The organism is Stenotrophomonas ginsengisoli, from assembly GCF_001431485.1.
In the GTDB taxonomy this organism is placed as follows: domain Bacteria; phylum Pseudomonadota; class Gammaproteobacteria; order Xanthomonadales; family Xanthomonadaceae; genus Stenotrophomonas; species Stenotrophomonas ginsengisoli.
On record NZ_LDJM01000010.1, the window covers coordinates 106,800 to 124,618 of the forward strand.

General features: G+C 65.6%; 16 protein-coding genes. 2 read left to right on the forward strand and 14 right to left on the reverse strand.

Annotated elements, in window-relative coordinates; translation table 11 throughout:
• Nucleotides 1-44: 44 nt before the first annotated feature.
• The 5 genes from ABB30_RS03950 to ABB30_RS03970 form a co-directional block, all read right to left on the reverse strand.
• Nucleotides 45-902 (reverse strand): calcium-binding protein, encoded by an 858-nt coding sequence (locus ABB30_RS03950; RefSeq protein ID WP_245626412.1) that lies wholly within the window; start codon nt 900-902, stop codon nt 45-47.
• 123 nt (nt 903-1,025) lie between these two features.
• Nucleotides 1,026-1,928 (reverse strand): heme o synthase, encoded by a 903-nt coding sequence (cyoE, locus tag ABB30_RS03955; protein WP_057637014.1) that lies wholly within the window; start codon nt 1,926-1,928, stop codon nt 1,026-1,028.
• Between the two features lie 4 nt (nt 1,929-1,932).
• Nucleotides 1,933-3,096: a COX15/CtaA family protein gene (locus ABB30_RS03960; protein WP_057637015.1), complete on the reverse strand. Its 1,164-nt coding sequence runs from the start codon at nt 3,094-3,096 to the stop codon at nt 1,933-1,935.
• Between the two features lie 10 nt (nt 3,097-3,106).
• The gene (locus tag ABB30_RS03965; RefSeq protein ID WP_057637016.1) at nt 3,107-3,679 is read right to left on the reverse strand and encodes a hypothetical protein; all 573 of its coding nucleotides are present in this window, start codon (nt 3,677-3,679) and stop codon (nt 3,107-3,109) included.
• A complete protein-coding gene (locus tag ABB30_RS03970) occupies nt 3,680-4,432 on the reverse strand; it encodes an SURF1 family protein (RefSeq protein WP_057637017.1) in 753 nt (250 codons plus the stop codon).
• A gap of 57 nt (nt 4,433-4,489) precedes the next feature.
• Here ABB30_RS03970 and ABB30_RS03975 point away from each other — a divergent pair, with 57 nt between their 5' ends.
• On the forward strand, nt 4,490-4,708 hold the full coding sequence (locus tag ABB30_RS03975) for a twin transmembrane helix small protein (RefSeq protein ID WP_057637018.1): 219 nt from the start codon (nt 4,490-4,492) through the stop codon (nt 4,706-4,708).
• A gap of 15 nt (nt 4,709-4,723) precedes the next feature.
• Here the strand turns inward: ABB30_RS03975 and ABB30_RS03980 are convergent, their stop codons facing one another.
• From ABB30_RS03980 to coxB, 5 genes are all read right to left on the reverse strand, one after another.
• A complete protein-coding gene (locus ABB30_RS03980; protein WP_057637019.1) occupies nt 4,724-5,599 on the reverse strand; it encodes a cytochrome c oxidase subunit 3 in 876 nt (291 codons plus the stop codon).
• 23 nt (nt 5,600-5,622) lie between these two features.
• Nucleotides 5,623-6,255 carry a cytochrome c oxidase assembly protein gene (locus ABB30_RS03985; RefSeq protein WP_083489675.1) on the reverse strand — a complete coding sequence of 211 codons (633 nt, stop codon included), beginning with the start codon at nt 6,253-6,255 and terminating at the stop codon, nt 5,623-5,625.
• Nucleotides 6,255-6,398: a hypothetical protein gene (locus ABB30_RS16605; RefSeq protein WP_169788479.1), complete on the reverse strand. Its 144-nt coding sequence runs from the start codon at nt 6,396-6,398 to the stop codon at nt 6,255-6,257. The genes ABB30_RS03985 and ABB30_RS16605 overlap by 1 nt, the downstream gene beginning before the upstream one ends.
• Nucleotides 6,379-7,989, reverse strand: a complete 1,611-nt coding sequence (gene ctaD / locus ABB30_RS03990) for a cytochrome c oxidase subunit I (RefSeq protein ID WP_057637020.1) — start codon at nt 7,987-7,989, stop codon at nt 6,379-6,381. The genes ABB30_RS16605 and ctaD overlap by 20 nt, the downstream gene beginning before the upstream one ends.
• A gap of 62 nt (nt 7,990-8,051) precedes the next feature.
• Nucleotides 8,052-8,945 carry a cytochrome c oxidase subunit II gene (coxB, locus tag ABB30_RS03995; protein WP_425477372.1) on the reverse strand — a complete coding sequence of 298 codons (894 nt, stop codon included), beginning with the start codon at nt 8,943-8,945 and terminating at the stop codon, nt 8,052-8,054.
• Between the two features lie 606 nt (nt 8,946-9,551).
• On the opposite strand from coxB, the gene putA reads away from it, so the two are divergent.
• Nucleotides 9,552-12,725, forward strand: a complete 3,174-nt coding sequence (gene putA / locus ABB30_RS04000; protein WP_057637022.1) for a bifunctional proline dehydrogenase/L-glutamate gamma-semialdehyde dehydrogenase PutA — start codon at nt 9,552-9,554, stop codon at nt 12,723-12,725.
• 163 nt (nt 12,726-12,888) lie between these two features.
• Here putA and ABB30_RS04005 read toward each other — a convergent pair whose 3' ends face one another.
• From ABB30_RS04005 to ABB30_RS15635, 4 genes are all read right to left on the reverse strand, one after another.
• Entirely contained in the window at nt 12,889-14,241 is a 1,353-nt protein-coding gene (locus ABB30_RS04005) for an outer membrane protein transport protein (RefSeq protein ID WP_057637023.1), read from the reverse strand.
• Nucleotides 14,242-14,521: 280 nt separating this feature from the next.
• Nucleotides 14,522-15,802 carry a S41 family peptidase gene (locus ABB30_RS04010; RefSeq protein ID WP_057637024.1) on the reverse strand — a complete coding sequence of 427 codons (1,281 nt, stop codon included), beginning with the start codon at nt 15,800-15,802 and terminating at the stop codon, nt 14,522-14,524.
• Nucleotides 15,803-15,890: 88 nt separating this feature from the next.
• Nucleotides 15,891-17,132, reverse strand: a complete 1,242-nt coding sequence (locus tag ABB30_RS04015; protein ID WP_245626413.1) for a murein hydrolase activator EnvC family protein — start codon at nt 17,130-17,132, stop codon at nt 15,891-15,893.
• A gap of 257 nt (nt 17,133-17,389) precedes the next feature.
• Nucleotides 17,390-17,716 (reverse strand): integrase core domain-containing protein, encoded by a 327-nt coding sequence (locus ABB30_RS15635; RefSeq protein ID WP_161808826.1) that lies wholly within the window; start codon nt 17,714-17,716, stop codon nt 17,390-17,392.
• Nucleotides 17,717-17,819 lie beyond the last annotated feature (103 nt).

The window sequence follows — 17,819 nt, forward strand, 5'->3', positions numbered from 1 at the left end:
GGGCAGCCTTGTGAGAGCGGCACGGGCCGCGAATGACATGCAGCTCAGGGGATCTCGTACAGGGTGGCGATGCTCAGCTGTGGCAGCTGCAGGACCAGGTCATACACCCGCTCCGGCTCGGTGACGCGCAGCAGCGGCTGCGTCATTTGCGTGCGTGCCGGCAGTGCCTGGCAACCGTCTGGCAGGCAGCCCCAGAACTGGCCACTGGCTGCCGTGAGGTTCACTGCAAACGGTTCCAGATCCAGCAGCAGGCTGGTCATCGGCGCCAGCTGCAGCTCGGCCGGTGCCCACGAAGGACGTGCGCGCATGGCATGCACGTTGCCGCTGAGCACCAGCAGCACGCCGGGCTGTTGTGCGGCAGCGGCGCGCAGGTTGTCGGCCATGCGCGCATCCCGCCAGTGGTGGTCATGCGCGTCGGCTTGTTCCTTGGCCACGTCATAGGCCAGCACCTGCACCGCGGCGCCCTGCTTGCGCAGCGCGCGCATCGCCTCGACCAACTGGCGCATCTGCACGCTGCGGCGGCCATCATGCTGGTCATCACTGACCTGCCAGAAAGGCGTGCCCGCCAGTGCATTCCAGGCAGCCTGGCCGCCATCGGACGCCAGGTAGCGGTCCAGCGCGGCCTGCTCGGTGTGCGGCACTTCCAGGGCCAGGGTCAGCGGACCGGCGTCGGCGTAGGTGGCCGCCAGGCGTGCTGCCAGGGCCGGTATTTCGGCCGTGCCATGCAGCTCCCCCAGCACCACCAGGCGATGCCCACGGGCATGTTCGATGATCTGTGCCGTGGCCTGGACAATGGCCGGATCCTGCTGCCCTTGCAACAGCCCCGGCGCGGCGGCACCGGCCATCTGCGGCGGCACCATCAGCATCCACAACACCAGCAACAACATCGCGCTACGGGCCATCGCCTGCATCCTTGTTCCGGGCTGTGCTGCACAACATGCTGGCCATGGCCGGCAGATTCAAGGCAGCGGTTACGCCGGCCCGGATACGACAACGCCGCCTTGCGGCGGCGTTGTGGGTTGGCCTCAGGCCACGGCGAACAGTGGCTTGAGCCAGTGGTCGATCAGCAGGAAGGCAAACAGGGCCATCAGGTACAGGATCGAGTAGCCGAAGGTCTTCATGTTGAACTGCTCGTCCGGCGGGTTCTGCATCTTCCATGCGTACCAGAGGAACACGCTGTTGAGCACCAGCGAGCTGCCCAGGTAGAACAGGCCGCTCATGCCCACCACCGCCGGCAGGGTGGAGACGATGGCCAGCAGCACGGTGTAGACCAGGATCTGCTTGCGCGTGTGCGGTACACCGTGGGTGACCGGCAGCATCGGGATCTCGGCCTTGGCGTAATCGGCGCGGCGGAAGATGGCCAGGGCCCAGAAGTGCGGCGGGGTCCAGATGAAGATGATCGCCACCAGCAGGCCGGCGTGCACCCAGTCCTGGCTGCTGGCCATGTTGGTGATCGCCGCCCAGCCCAGCAGCGGCGGCGTCGCCCCGGCCAGGCCACCGATCACGATGTTCTGCGAGGTGGCCCGCTTCAGGTACACGGTGTAGATCACCGCATAGCCGATCAGCGAGGCGAAGGTGAGCACGGCGGTGATCACATTGACCCACAGCACCAGCATCAGCATCGAGATCGCGGTGAGGATGGCGGCAAACACCAGCACCTGACGCGGGGTGACCTTGCCCACCACCAGCGGCCGCCACGAGGTGCGCGCCATCTGTGCATCGATGCGCGCATCGAGCAGCTGGTTGATCGCCGCTGCGGCCGCCGCCGACAGCCAGATACCGACAAAGGCAATCAGCCCGGTCAACAACTGCCCGCCCGAAGGCAGGCCGTCGATGGCCAGGAACATGCCGACAAAGGCCGTGAACACAATCAGCGCGACCACGCGCGGCTTGGTCAGGTCCCAATAATCCTTGATACCCGCAGACATCGACTTACTCCGGACGGCGCAGACGCGCCAGCAGCGACAGCAGCACGAACAGCAGTGCCACCGCACCACCCACATGGGCCACGGCAACCGCCAGTGGCACCGCCAGCTTCACATTGAAAATACCCAGGCAGACCTGCACGGCGACCAGCAGCGCCAGCGCGCTGCCCCAGCCACGCAGGCCCGGCACCCGGATCAGGCGCCAGGACACCACCCACAGGTAGACCGCCAGCAGCACGGCGACGATGCGGTGGGCCATCTGGATGGCGATGCGCGAGGCACCGTCCAGGATGCCGCCTTCGTAGTCCACGCCGATGCCACGCCACAGGGTGAAGCCTTCGGCGTAGTCCTGCGCCGGCCACCACTGGCCCACGCACTTGGGGAAGTTGTCCACGCTCATCGAGCTGCCACCACAGGCCAGCGCGGCGTAGTTGGCGCTGACCCAGCCGCCCAGGGCGATCTGCGCGATCAGCAGGGCCACGCCCACGCCCAGCCAGCGCTTGACGGTGTCGGCCTGGACCAGGGTGATCGGCACGTGGATCGACTTCCAGGCCAGCCACAGCAGGCAGCTGAACAAGGCCATGCCGCCCAGCAGGTGGGCCATCACCACGATCGGCTTGAGCAGCCAGGTCACCGTCCACATGCCCAGGATGGCCTGGAACACGATCACCGCCAGGGTCAGCACCGCGGTGCGCGCCAGGTCGGTGTTGGACCAGCGCCAGGCCGCCAGCAGCAGGATCGCCTCGCCGCCGAAGGCCAGCACACTGGCCGCCCCGTGATGACCCATCATGTACATGGGGATGGCGATGCCGACCAGGGCACAGGCGCCCAGGATCTGCGCCGCGCCGTGGCGACGCCGGCGCGCGGCCAGCAGGGCCAGGGTCAGCACTTCCAGGCCCAGGGCACCGGCCAGGAAGCGGTGCACCTGCTCGCGCCAGGCCTTGTGGGTCTCCAGCGGACGGATCTCGATGGCGGCATGGGTGGCCGCTTCGGCATGGGTCTGCGGCCAGGTCACCTTGCCGTAGCAGGTGGGCCAGTCCGGGCAGCTCAAGCCCGCATCGGACAACCGCACGAAAGCCCCGAACAGGATGGTCGAGGCGGTCATGATCAGCGCAAACCACGCCAGGCGATGGAAATTGCGGTGCAGCGCCGGGCGCGCATGGGCAGTCATTGCAGCAGGCTCACTTCAGTTTCAACAGCTTGGCCAGATCGGCACGCAACCCGGCCGGGTCGAACCCAGGCGCATAGCGCAGGACCACAAAGCCATTGGGATCAATTACATAGACCGGGATACCGGCCGCATCAGGCAGGCCCGGCAGGGCCGAGCGCAATTCCGGCGACGGTGCCATCGCCACGTGGGCAGCCGAACCGGCCAGCCCCTCGGGCATGTCACCGAGCCACAGGAACTGCACATTATCGGCCGTATGGCCCAGCAGCTGCCAGACCTTGTTCAGATTCTGCGACAAATCGACGCAGGTGGCGGCGCAATCCGGTTCAGTTGGCACCACCACGCTCCACATCCGCCGTGCCGGCTGCCAGGCCAGCGGCTGGCCGTCGGCGGCTTGCGGCGGCAACGCGCGGGCATCGATGGCCGGGCTGTACAGCTGGCCGTGCTGGCGGTTGGCCTGCGGCTGCCAGCCACTGGCACGCAGCAGCAGGGCGATGGCCGCCGAACCAAGGAAAATGCCGAACAGCAGCATCAGGGCCAGACGGCCCCGGCCACACCGGGGCGCGGAAGTGTCAGCAACAGCCATCTAACTTGTCTCCCTCATGGTGGTGCGGCGCTTGCGGCCGCGCAGGTGACGCACGCTCAGTATCACGGCAAGCAGCAGCACCGTGGTGGCCATGGCAAACCATTGCACGGCATAGCCCAGGTGTTTGTCCGGCGGCAGGGTGTTGGGCAGCAGCTGGTCAGACAGCCGGTAGCCGGGCAACAGCGGCTGTTGCGGGCGCAGGATGTGCTGGCCAAGCTGCGCTGCCGGCTCACCCAGCAGCGGCTGCAGGCTGGGCGTATCCAGCCGGGTCAGCAGCCAACCCCGGCCCGGCAGTGGCTGCGGCCTGCCCTCACCGGCGCGCAGCCCAGGTGACGGCGCCGGCAACAGCAGGCCGTGCAGGCACTGTGCGGCACTGCCCGGCTCGGCCTCCGGCAGCTGGCGATCGCCGGCCCAGGGCCGCCAGCCCTGCTCCACCAGCACCCAGGCACCTTCAGTGCTGCGCCAGGGCTGGAAGCTGCGGTGGCCGGCACGCCCGTCCATTTGCTGGTTGTCCAGCACCAGTACCGGCCCGGACCAGGCGCCGCAATCATCCACTGCTGACACCGCATTGCCCGCAGCCAGGGCCGCGGCCAACGATTGCGCCGGGGCCTGCATGGCCCGGGCCTGGGCATCGAGCAGGTCCTGCTTGAAGGCACGCCGCTCCAGCTGCCACAACCCCAACCCGACCATCGTTGCGGCCACGCCCAGGGCCAGCAGCCAACCCAGCCATACGCCCATGTGCTGGCGCGTCATGACAGCGCGCGCAAAACGCGCTCAGATGGCAGCCATCCTTCCAAGCCGGCGCCTGCCATGAACGATTCGCTCAAGACCCTGCTGGTCATCGCCTTTCTGGCCGTCATCGTTTTCAACCTTGGTGCCGGCCTGTATTACCTGCTGGTGGATCGAGGCCAGACCAAGCGCACCGTGCGTGCGCTGAGCTGGCGTGTGGGTCTGTCGGTGGCCCTGGTCGGCCTGGTCGTGCTGGGCATCGCCACCGGGGTGATCCAGCCGCACGGGGTGGGCCGCTGAGGCGGCCGTCCCGGCTTACAGCACGTAGACGAACAGGAACAGCATCAGCCACACCACATCGACGAAGTGCCAGTACCAGGCGGCCGCTTCGAAACCGAAATGGTTGTCGGCGGTGAAGTGGCCGCGCGCCGCGCGCAGCCACATCACGATCAGCATGATCGTGCCCAGCAGCACATGGGCGCCGTGGAAGCCGGTGAGCATGAAGAAGGTGGAACCGTAGATCCCCGAGCCCAGGGTCAGGTTGAGGTCGTGGTAGGCATGCACGTATTCCTCGGCCTGGAAGAACAGGAACACCGCGCCCAGCACGATGGTGGCGCCGAGCCAGAACAGCAGGCTGCCGCGCTTGCCGGCCTTCAACGCATGGTGGGCGATGGTCAGGGTGACGCCGGAGGTGAGCAGCAGCAGCGTGTTGAACAGCGGCAGGCCCCAGGCCGGGATGGTGCCGAACTCTCCGCCCAGCGCGGCCGGGCCGTTGCTCGGCCAGCCGGCCGAATAGCCCTGCCACAGCAGTTCGTTGGTCATCACCCCGTCGCCGCTGCCCGACAGCCACGGCAGGCTCAACGAGCGGGTGTAGAACAGCGCGCCGAAGAAGGCGGCAAAGAACATCACTTCGGAGAAGATGAACCAGACCATGCCCATCCGGAACGAGCCGTCGACCTGGCGGTTGTAGTGCCCGGCTTCGGATTCACGCACCACGTCGGAAAACCACAGAAACAGCACCAGGATCATCAGCGCGATGCCGGCATAGAAGGTCGGCTGGCCCCAGGACAGCTCGTTGAGCCAGCTGGCCACGCCGATCATCATCACAAACATGGCAATGGAACCGAAGAACGGCCAGCGGCTCTTGGCCGGCACGTAATACACCGAAGCATCAGGGGTGGAATGGGCCATGGTCAGCAGTCCTGTAGGCGTGCTCAAGGGGCAGCATGTGCGGTGTTGGAAGCGGTGCCGGCAGCAAGCTCGTCGGTCAGCGCATCATTGCGGAAGAAGGTGTAGGACAGGGTCAGGGTGTGGATGCCGGCCGGCAGGTCCGGGTCGACGATGAAACGCACCGGCATCTGCCGGGTCTGTCCCGGCTCCAGGGTCTGCGCGGTGAAGCAGAAGCATTCGGTCTTGCTGAAGTAACCCGAAGCCCGCGCCGGCGCCACCGATGGCACCGCACTGCCGACAACGGTCTGCTCGCTGGTGTTCATGGCCACGTAGCTGGCCTCGTACAGCTGGCCGGGCACCACCTCCATGGTCAGTTGTTCGGGGCTGAACACCCACGGCAGGCGCGAGTTGACCCCGCCATCGAACTCGATGCGCACCGTGCGCTGTCCGGCGGCCGCACCGCTGGTATCGGCCGCCGCGCCGCGCTCCAGGCGGATGCCGAAGATCTTCTCGCAGGCGATGCGGTAGGCCGGCACCAGCGAGAAGGTCAGCACGAACACGCCGATGGCCACTGCTGCCATCCGCCCCAGTCCGGCGGTGGCCGCCGGACGTGCTGCCACCGGCGCTGCCGGATCAGGCAGCGCTTCGGTGGCGGGCGACGGGCCGGCCGGGTCCATCACAGCCCCCGCCAGGCAAACACGCCCGAGGCGATGAACAGCACGTAGACCGTCAGCGCGATCAGCGCCACCGTCCACGCCGTGCGGCGCACACCGCGCCGGCGCTGCAGCGCGCGCTGCCCCTCAGTGGCTGATGTCGTCATGGGCCAGGTCTCCGGGCTTGATCACAGGCGGCGTGGTGAAGGTATGCGCCGGTGCCGGTGACGGCACGGTCCATTCCAGACCCTTGGCCCCTTCCCAGGCACGGGCTTCGGCCCTGGGGCCGGCGCGCAGGGAATGCAGCAGGATCGCGGCCATCATGAAGGGCGTGGCGAACATGCCGAATGCACCGATCGAGCTGATCAGGTTCCAGTCGGCAAACACCACGTTGTAGTCCGGGATGCGCCGCGGCATGCCGGCCAGGCCGAGGAAGTGCTGCGGGAAGAACAGCAGGTTGACGAACACCACCGACCACCAGAAGTGGAACTTGGCCCAGAACTCGTTGTACATGCGCCCGGTGAACTTGGGCCACCAGTAGTAGACCGCGGCGATCAGCGCAAACAGGGCGCCGGTGACCAGCACATAGTGGAAGTGGGCGACCACGAAGTAGGTGTCGTGGTACTGGAAGTCGGCCGGCACGATGGCCAGCATCAGACCGGAGAAACCGCCGATGGTGAACAGGATCACGAAGGCCACCGACCACAGCATCGGCGCTTCGAAGGTCAGCGAGCCCTTCCACATCGTCGACACCCAGTTGAACACCTTCACACCGGTGGGGATGGAGATCAGCATCGTGGCGAACATGAAGTAGATCTCGCCCCCCAGCGGCATGCCCACGGTGAACATGTGGTGGGCCCAGACGATGAACGACAGGAAGGCGATCGCTGCGGTGGCATATACCATCGCCTGGTAGCCGAACAGCGGCTTGCGGCTGAAGGTGGGAATGATCTCCGACACCACGCCGAAGGCGGGCAGGATCATGATGTACACCTCCGGGTGACCGAAGAACCAGAAGATGTGCTGGTACATCACCGGGTCACCGCCACCGGCGGCGCTGAAGAAGCTGGTGCCGAAGAACTTGTCGGTCAGCAGCATGGTCACCGCACCGGCCAGCACCGGCATGACTGCGATCAGCAGGAAGGCGGTGATCAGCCAGGTCCAGCAGAAGATCGGCATCTTCAGCAGGTCGATGCCCGGCGCGCGCATGTTGAGCACGGTGGCGATGATGTTGATCGCGCCCATGATCGAGCTGATGCCGGCCACGTGGATGGCGAAGATGGTGAAGGCCACGTTGTAACCGCCCTGTAGCGACAGTGGCGGGTACAAGGTCCAGCCACCGGCCGGGGCACCACCAGGCAGGAACAGGGTCAGCAGCAGCATCGAGAAGGCCACCGGCAACAACCAGAACGACCAGTTGTTCATGCGCGGCAGGGCCATGTCCGGCGCACCGATCTGCAGCGGGATCATCCAGTTGGCCAGGCCGACGAAGGCCGGCATCACCCCGCCGAAGATCATCACCAGTGCATGCACGGTGGTCATCTGGTTGAAGAATTCCGGGCGCACATGCTGCAGGCCCGGCTCCATCAGCTCCAGGCGCATGATCACGCTCATCGCCGCGCCGATGATGAACATCACAAAGGAGAACAGCAGGTACAGCGTGCCGATGTCCTTGTGGTTGGTCGAAAAGAACCAGCGGTCAATGAAGCCCGGCTGGTGATGATGGTGGTCCGCGTGTCCTGCTGCCGGATGGGCCATGCAACTACACCTCGAATCGAACGATGGTCAGCGGCCGGCAAACCCGGCCGCAGTGGAAAAAATCACGCCTGCGGCTGGGCCTGCACCGGCTCGGCGTTGTCGGCGGAGGGATCAGTCGGCGCCGTGCCGTCGGTGGCATCAGGGGCATCGGCATCCTCGCTGGCCGGTACCTCGGCCGGTTTGGCCGCGGCCTGGCGCTGGGCCAGCCAGGCGGCAAACTCGTCCTTGGACACCGCCTCGACCACGATCGGCATGAAACCGTGGTCCTTGCCGCACAGCTCGGCGCACTGGCCACGGTAGACACCGGGTTTCTCGATCAGGGTCCAGCCCTCATTGATGATTCCCGGGATCGCATCCTGCTTCCAGCCCAGCGCCGGCACCCACCAGGAGTGGATCACGTCATCGGCGGTGATCACAAAACGCACCTTGGTATCGACCGGCAGCACCAGGCGGTTGTCCACATCCAGCAGGTAATGCGGATGGGTGGCCGGGTCCGGGCGCTCCCCGCTCTGCCGCAGGCGGTCCGATTCACGGTCCAGGCGGCTGAAGAAGCGCACGTCCTGGCCCAGGTATTCGTATTGCCACATCCACTGGTAGCCGGTGATCTTGACCGTCATCTCGGCATTGCGGGTGTCATACATCGCAATCAGCTTGGCCGTGGCCGGAATGGCCATCACCACCAGGATGATCACCGGGATCACCGTCCACAGGATCTCGGCCGTGGTGTTGTGGCTGAATTTGGCCGCCACCGCGCCCTTGGACTTGCGGAAGGCGAACATCGCATAGGCCATCGCGGCAAACACGATCAGGCCGATCACCACGCACACCCACAGCGCCACCATGTGCGCCTCCCACGCCAGCCGCGCGGTCTGGGTCACCCCCTTGCCCATGTTCAACTGCCAGCGCACCGGGTCGGCCGATTGCGCCTGGGCGGCGGCTGACCCGGCCATGGCCATCACGGCGATGGCCCAACGCTGTACTGCCCCACACCTGCTGCTTGGTTTCATGCCTGGACCCTTGACGTCATCGGTTGCAGCCAACGCAGGCTGCGAGCAAGCGATCAAGCGCCGGAGCCGGCATCTGGCCGATGACCAGGTACCGCTTTCCGGATGCCACACAATCATTGCGGCAGGCAGCACCGGCAGGGCCGGCACCACCACGAGCCTGGGGCTCCAACGCATCGATCGGCAACAACCGGCAAGCTGCGTCCGTGGGGGGACGCTGCACTGCTGCTGCGCCGGACCACGTTCGGATTGCCCTCTACCGTCGATCACGTCACAGCCGCATTCATGCCGCGGACAGCGACTCGATGGTAACGGCGCCCTCACAGCGCGGCAACCGCGCAGCACGCACTTTCGATGCTGCAGCGCACCGCAAAAAACGGCCGCAACTGCGCCGGCTCCAGCTGCTCAGATGCCGAAATCAGCACAAAAACAACCACCCCCTTCCCGGCCCCGTTCCAAGCCCTATATTTGCTTCCCAGCAAGCCTGCCCCTGTACCCCGAGGCGCGTCGTACCGGCCTTTATGTACAGGCAATAGACCAAAACATCCGAGTCGCCGCATGACCCATCCAACGCTCTCATCCTCCCTGCCGGCTGCGCGCCCGGCACTGCGCCAGGCCATCACCGATGGCTGGCTGCGTGACGAAACCGGCTGCGTCCAGAGCCTGCTTGAACAGGCCCGTTTGCCCGACAAGGACCAGGCTCTGGTGCAGGCCATCGCCACCGATCTGGTCCGCCGGGTCCGCGTCCGCGCCAAGGATCAGGGCGCCATCGAGGCCTTCATGCGCCAGTACGACCTGGGCAGCGAGGAAGGCGTGCTGCTGATGTGCGTGGCCGAGGCCCTGCTGCGCATCCCCGACCAGGACACCGCCGACAAGCTGATCCGCGACAAGCTCGGCGATGCCGACTGGGCCCGCCACATGGGCGGCAGCGATTCGCTGCTGGTCAATGCCTCGACCTGGGGCCTGATGCTGACCGGCAAGCTGGTCACCCTCAATGACGCCACCCGCGCCGATGCCCCGGGCGCCTTCAAGCGCCTGATCGGCAGGATGGGCGAGCCGGTGATCCGCCTGGCCACCCGCCAGGCGATGAAGATCATGGGCCACCAGTTCGTGATGGGCCGCACCATCGACGAGGCGCTGGCCCGCTCGCACAAGGGCGACAACGCCAACTACCGTTATTCCTTCGACATGCTCGGCGAAGGTGCGCTGACCATGCGCGACGCGCTGCGCTACCTGGAAGACTACAAGCGCGCCATCCACACCATCGGCCGCGACAACCAGGCCCATGGCGGCGGCGAAGGTGGCGATGTCACCACTGCCCACGGCATCTCGATCAAGCTCTCGGCCCTGTACCCGCGCTATGAGCACGCCAAACGCGAACGCGTGCTGCGCGACCTGGTGCCGGCCGTACTCGAACTGGCCCAGCTGGCCCGTTCCTATGGCATCGGCTGCACCGTGGATGCGGAGGAATGCGACCGCCTGGAGCTGTCGCTGGACATCATCGAGGCCGTTGTCAGCCATCCCTCGCTCAAGGGCTGGGAAGGCTTCGGCATCGTGGTCCAGGCCTACCAGAAGCGTACGCCCTACACGATCGACTACCTGGCCGACCTGGCCCGGCGCATCGGCCACAAGCTGCAGGTGCGCCTGGTCAAGGGCGCCTACTGGGATGCGGAGATCAAGCGCGCCCAGATGGAGGGGCTGGAAAGCTACCCGGTGTTCACCCGCAAGCAGAACACCGACGTGTCCTACCTGGCCTGTGCCAAGCGCCTGTTCGGCCACAGCGACGCCATCTATCCGATGTTTGCCACCCACAACGCGCACACCATCGCCTCGATCAAGGTGATCGCGGCCGGGCGCACCTACGAGCACCAGAAGCTGCACGGCATGGGCGATGACCTGTATGCCGAGGTGATCCCGGCCGACCGCCTGGATGTGCCCTGCCGCGTGTATGCCCCGGTGGGTTCGCACGAGGACCTGCTGCCCTACCTGGTACGACGCCTGCTGGAAAACGGCGCCAATTCCAGCTTCGTCAACCGCGTCACCGATGAATCGGTGGCCATCGACGAGCTGATCCGCAACCCGGTGGCAGCAGTGGAATCGTTTGCCAGCATCCCGCACCCCAAGATCCCGCTGCCGCGCGAGTTGCTGCGCAGCCAGAACCACGACAGGACCAATTCGATGGGCATCAACTTCGCTGACGACAACACCCTCAAGGCCCTGGCCGCCCAGCTGGACCAGTACACCGGCCCTTGGCAGGCCACCGCCCTGGTGCCCGGTGCACAGCCCACCGGCACCGCCGTCACTGTCACCAACCCGGCCGACCGCCGCCAGCAGGTCGGCAGCTGGACCCCGGCCGATGCGGCCACCGTCGAGCGCGCCCTGGCCAATGCTGTGGCTGCCCAGCCGGGCTGGAATGCCACCCCGGCCGCCGGCCGCGCCGCGATCCTGGAAAAGGCTGCCGAACTGCTCGAAGCCCAGACCGCCAAGTACATGGCCCTGTGCACCGCCGAAGCCGGCAAGAGCCTGCCCGACGGCATCGCCGAAGTGCGCGAGGCGGTGGACTTCCTGCGCTACTACGCCATGCAGGCCCGCGAGAAATTTGCCGATGTCGCCCTGCCCGGCCCGACCGGTGAATCCAACGTGCTGCAGCTGCATGGCCGCGGCGTGTTCGTGTGCATCAGCCCGTGGAACTTCCCGCTGGCCATCTTCCTGGGCCAGGTCGCCGCCGCTCTGGCCGCCGGCAACAGCGTGATTGCCAAGCCGGCCGAGCAGACCACCCTGATCGGCTTTGAAGCGGTCAAGCTGCTGCACGAAGCCGGCATTCCGGCCGATGTGCTGCAGTACCTGCCCGGCGACGGCGCCACCGTCGGCGCGGCCCTGACTGCCGATGCCCGCGTGGCTGGCGTGGCCTTCACCGGCTCCACCGAAACCGCCCGCGCGATCAACCGTGCGATGGCCGCACGCGATGCCGCCATCGGCGTGCTGATCGCCGAGACCGGTGGCCAGAACGCGCTGATCGCCGATTCCTCCTCGCTGCCCGAGCAGCTGGTCAAGGATGCCATCGGTTCGGCCTTCACCTCGGCCGGCCAGCGCTGCTCGGCCGCCCGCGTGCTGTTCGTGCAGGAGGACATTGCCGACAAGGTGATGACCATGCTGGCCGGCGCCATGGCCGAGCTCAAAGTGGGCAACCCGGCCCTGCTGGCCACCGACGTCGGTCCGGTGATCGACGCCGATGCCCTGGCCATCCTCGATGCCCATGCCAAGCGCATGGATGCCGAAGCTCGCCTGATCGCCGCCGCCCCGCTGGACGCCGATGCCGCCAACGGCAGCTTCTTCGCCCCGCGTGCCTATGAGCTGGGCTCGCTGGCCCAGCTGCAGCGCGAAGTATTCGGCCCGGTGCTGCACGTGATCCGCTTCAAGGGCGACCAGCTGCAGGCGGTGATCGACCAGATCAATGCCACCGGCTACGGCCTGACCCTGGGCGTGCATTCGCGTGTGGACAGCACCATCGAGCACATCAGCCGTTCGATCAACGTCGGCAACGTCTACATCAATCGCAACCAGATCGGTGCCGTGGTCGGGGTACAGCCGTTCGGTGGCCAGGGCCTGTCCGGCACCGGCCCCAAGGCCGGTGGCCCGCACTACCTGACCCGCTTCACCACCGAAAAGACGGTCACCGTGAATACCACCGCTGCCGGTGGCAATGCCTCGCTGATGACCCTGGGCGACTGATCCACGATCACCACTGGTTGTACCGACGCCCCGCCCCGTGCGGGGCGTTTTTGTATCCGCTGCCAGCACCGCTGCGGTACCGCCATCGACCTCTGCCGTCGATGGCCACAAACAACAAGGCCCCGCCGGAGCGGGGCCTTGCATGGTCAAACCAGCGCTTTGATCAGAACTTGTAGTTGATCGAGGCAGCCAGGATGTCGCCACCCACCTCGTACTTGCCCTGCAGCAGGTTGTTGGTGGCGGCGCGGGCGTTGATCGCCGGCTCGTTGGTGAACAGGTGGGTGTAGCCGATGTTGAACTCCATGTTCTCCGACGGCTGCCAGCCGACGCCCAGCGACAGCCACTTGCGGGTCACGTCCGGCACGCGCACGTCGCGGTGCTCGTAGCTGGTCGGGCTTTCGTCATAGGCCACGCCGCCACGCAGGGTCACGGTGTCGCTGTACTTGTACTCGGCACCGATCGAACCGAAGGTGGTGTCGTCGTAGTGGAAGCCCAGCACCGAATCCGGCTGGTTGGAAGCGAAGTCCACGGTGACGGTGTCAAACGCGCTCTTCCACGCGGTGCGCGACAGGTCGCCCATCACGGTCCAGCGGTCGTTGACACGGTGGGTCACACTGACGGTAGCCGAAGCCGGCAGGGTAACGGACGCCTTGCCGCTGGTGTTGACGAAGATGCCACGGGCATCGGTCTGCAGGGCAGCAGCAGCCAGGGCCGGCACGTCGAAGGTGGCCTTGCCGCCGGTGATCTTGTGCTCGACCTTGGAGCGGTAGCTGAAGGCAATGTTGGTGTCTTCGCTCGGGCTCAGGGTGGCGCCCAGGGTGTAACCGAAGGCATTGTTGTCGCCTTCAACGGTGGAGAAACCGTCGGCGCTGCCCGGGTACAGGCCCAGCTGGGCGCTGGCGCCATTGCTGGCGGCATAGGCAACGGTGCCGAAATCCACGGCGTTGCTGATTTCGATGGTCAGGTGCTCGGCGAACACCGAAGCGCCGAAGGACACATACGGGTTGACGTCGTAGGAGAACGAGGCACCCAGGTCGATGGCCTTCAGGTCGGTGGTGACACCGTGGTAACGGCCCACCCAGTCACGGTCGTATTCGGTCTTGAAGCCGAACGGCACGGTCAGCGACATACCAAAGTGCATGTCATCGCCAACCGGGGTGTAGAAGTAGGCCGCCGGAACCGGGGCAATCATGCCGGCATCGCCACCGTTGCCGCCGCTGATCGGGGCACCGCTCGGCTGGCGGCCGTTGAACTTCTCAAAATCAGCCGAGAAGCTGATCACGCTCAGGTCGGCCTGGAACTGGCGGCCATCGAGCAGGCGCATCGAAGCCGGGTTGGTGGCGACCACCGAGGCATCGCCCCAGGCGCTGGTGGAACCGGCAAATGCACGGCCCAGGCCCTTGGCGCTGTTTTCCTTCAGCTGGAAAGCAGCAGCATTGGCGTGGCCTGCAGCCAGCGCACCAACAACACCAACAGCCAGTGCGGTGAAACGAATCATGTGGGAAGCGGTAGACATTTTGCGTTCTTCTCCGGAAATACAGTTGATTTAGCCTTGGTGCGCCTGCCAGCCGAGTACCCTCGACCAGCGCCGGAGACCCCTCCCGACATACGACGCCGTATGCAGTATAACCATAGTGTTTAACTGGACACTAACGGCACTGCAACATTTTAGACACGCTTGGGGCCGGCCAACATACGCCTTTTGCACGATGGTGTCAGGGCTTGGAATTGGCTTGCAAATGTGTGATGGCTCAAGCACTTATGCTGCATGGCAACATAAACTTGCGGGCGCCTCGTCACTCTGCCGGCGCGGCTTGGCCGGGCGGTGTCTTCAACGCCGCCAGTGCCTGTTCGATCGGCTTGTCCCCGGGCAGGAAATCGCCGCTGGGCAGGCCGGCATTTTCCTGCTCCAGCTCGCCCTCCAGGTGCCCGCCCAGACCGGCCTCACGATAATCACCGGCCGCAGTATTGCTGGCCTCCGGGCTGAGCACGATATCCGGGCTGATGCCCACGGCCTGGATCGAACGCCCGCTCGGGGTGTAATAACGTGCCGTGGTCAGTTTGATCGAATCGCCATTGTCCAGCGGCAGCACGCTCTGCACCGAGCCCTTGCCGAAGGTGCGGCTGCCGATGATGCGTGCGCGCTGGTTGTCGACCAGGGCGGCGGCCAGCACTTCGGAGGCACTGGCCGAGCCGGCATCCACCAGCACCATCAGGTCGGTTCCCGGCAACAACTGGCCTGCCGTGGCTTCAAAGTGCGAATCACTGCTGCTCAGCCGGCCACGGGTGCTGACGATGGTGCCCTGCTCGAGCAGTTCATCGGCGATCTGCACGGCCGCGGTCAGCAGGCCGCCGGGGTTGCTGCGCAGGTCCAGCACCAGGCCCTTGAGCGGCTCGACCGACTGCTCGGCCAGGCGCTTGGCGTGCTGGGCAAAATCCGTCGCGGTGTCAGCCTGGAAGGTAGAAATACGGATATAGCCGTACTGCGGTTCCAGCAGGCGGCTGCGCACGCTGCTCAGGCGGATGGTCTGCCGCTGCACCACAATCTCCAGCAGCTTGGCCTGTCCTTCGCGGCGGATGCCCAGGGTGACACTGGAACCGGTTGGCCCGCGCAAAGGTTCCACATCGGTGATGGCTGCCATCTGCTTGCCATCCACGGCCACAATCAGATCGCCCGGCAAAACGCCGGCCGCTGCTGCAGGGCCGCCCTCGATCGGCGCGATCACCTTGAGCACCTTGTCCTTGAGCGTCTGTACTTCCACCCCGATGCCTTCGTAGGCACCACGCGACTGCTCCTCGAACACCTTGGCCTGCTCGGCATCCAGATAGCTGCTGTGCGGATCCAGCTCCAGCAGCAAGCCACGGATGGCCGACTGCATCAGTTTGGTGTCGGCAACCGGCTCCACATAGGCTGCGCGCACCGCATTGAACACGGTGACGTAGCGTCGGATCTCATCCAGCGGTACTGCCTGCTGCGGCGATGCGCCCGGGGCCGGGGTTGTGTCCTGCTGTGCCAACGCAGGGCTGACGACGGCCAGCGCCAACAAGGCACTGCTGATTTGATGGGTCCAACGCATCGCGCTCTCCTTGGTCTACGCAACCTGGGCCAGATCGACCTGTCCAGGGCAAGCCACGATTATGCGCGATGCGTGCGTATCCGCCAGCTCAGCGCCGCAGCCAGCTGGCCGGATCCACCGGCTGGCCGTTGCGGCGCAGCTCGAAGTACAGGGCATTGCGTCCCTGCCCACCGGAGTTGCCGACGCGTGCCACCGATTCACCACGCTTGACCTGGCTGCCGTTGTCACGCAGCAGGCTCTCGTTGTGTGCGTACAGGCTCATGTAACCGTTGCCATGGTCGATGATCAGGATCATGCCGTAGCCGGTCATCCAATCCGAATACACCACCTTGCCATCAGCCACCGCCGTCACCGGCGCACCGGCGGCGGCCTCGATCAGGATGCCAGTGCTGGTGCGGCCGTCCGCCTGGCGCGCGCCGAAGCGGCGCACCATGGTCCCGCTCAACGGCCACGCGCCGCCTCCCACGCGCACCCCGGGCTGGGCTGCTGGCGCTTGCTGCCCACGTGCAGGCTGCCCCGTGCGTGGCCGGCTGTTGGTGCCGGCAGAAGCATTGGCATTGCGTGCTGCCCGTTGTGCGGCAGCGGCCCGCGCCGCCTGTGCGCGCAGGTTCGCCAGCACGGTTTCCAGCGACCGCACATCCCGGCTCAGTGCTGCCTCGCGGCTTTGCTTCTGTGCATGCTCGGCATTGATCGCGGCCACCGCCTGGCGGTGGGTGTTGCGTTCCTGGCTCAGTTGCGTGGCCAGCAACTTCTGTTGCTCACGTTTTTCCAGCAGGCCTTGCCGCAGTTGTGCCGATTCCTGCTCCAGCGCCTGTACCTGTGCCAGGTCGGTATTGATCCGTTCCAGCGTGTCCAGGCGTTGCTGTTGCAGGTAGCGGTGATAGGCGAGCACGCGTTGGCTGTCGCTTAGCTGATCCTGCGACAGCAGCAGCTTCAACGCCGAATGATTGCCTTCCCGCTGGCTGTCACGCAACAGGCTGGCCAGCTTGCTGCGCTGGTTTGCGATATCGGCCTGCAATTGAGTGCGCCGTTTCTGGGCGCTGGTCAGCTGTGCATTCTGCACTGCCAGTGCATGCTCCACGTCGGCCAGGCTGCGGCTGGCCCGGGCCACACGTGCATCGGCCTGACGCAGCTGGGCGTTGGCCGCCTGCATCGATTGCTCGGTCTGGCGTCGTTGCGCAGCGGTCTGCCGCAGTTGCTCACGCGCCTGTTGCAGGCGGCGTTCCGTGTTGGCCGCATTCTGTGCCGGGGCATGGTCCGGGGCCAGCAGGGCAGCCAATACCAGCAGCACCAGGGCAGTGCTGCGTTGCTGCAGGGACTTTGGGGTCAACAACCGTGGCACGGCATCCACTCGACAACAGGCATATGTGGCGATTGTAACCAGCCAGCCTGGCCTGCGCAGATTGGCCGCGCAAGCGATGTCCCCGCGCTGGGTGCGCACACATGGGCGTGGTGGCGACAAGACTTCTCGCATGGCAGGCCTGGCACATTCTGCCGAGCCTGATCCCATCCACGCTCCACCGACGTAAAAACCGTATCGCCGATATCTGCGCCGTCGTTGCACTGGCGCTGGCGTAAGCTCCCCCGTCAAGCAGACACTTCAAAAGTAGAACCTTCGACGTACTGGTTGCGGTACTCGACCGGACTCATGCCGCCAAGTGAATCGTGAGGTCGCTCTTCGTTGTAATTGATCATCCACCAGTAGGTGGCTTCGCGTACATCGTCCAGACGGACGTAGAGATTTCGGTCGAGCACTTCTTCGCGGAAAGTGCGATTGAAACGTTCGATGAAGGCGTTCTGATTGGGTTTGCCTGGCTGGATGTACTGCAGCGCTACCCCATTGGACTTGAGCCAGCTGGTGAATACTTCCCCAAGAAATTCATGCCCGTTGTCCGACAGTACAACTTGCGGCACGCCATGTGTACGCTGTAGATGCTCAAAGACAGGAACAAGTCGCGGTGAGTTGAGTGAGTACACACCTTGAATGTGTAACGCCTACCGGTTGCAAGTATCGAGA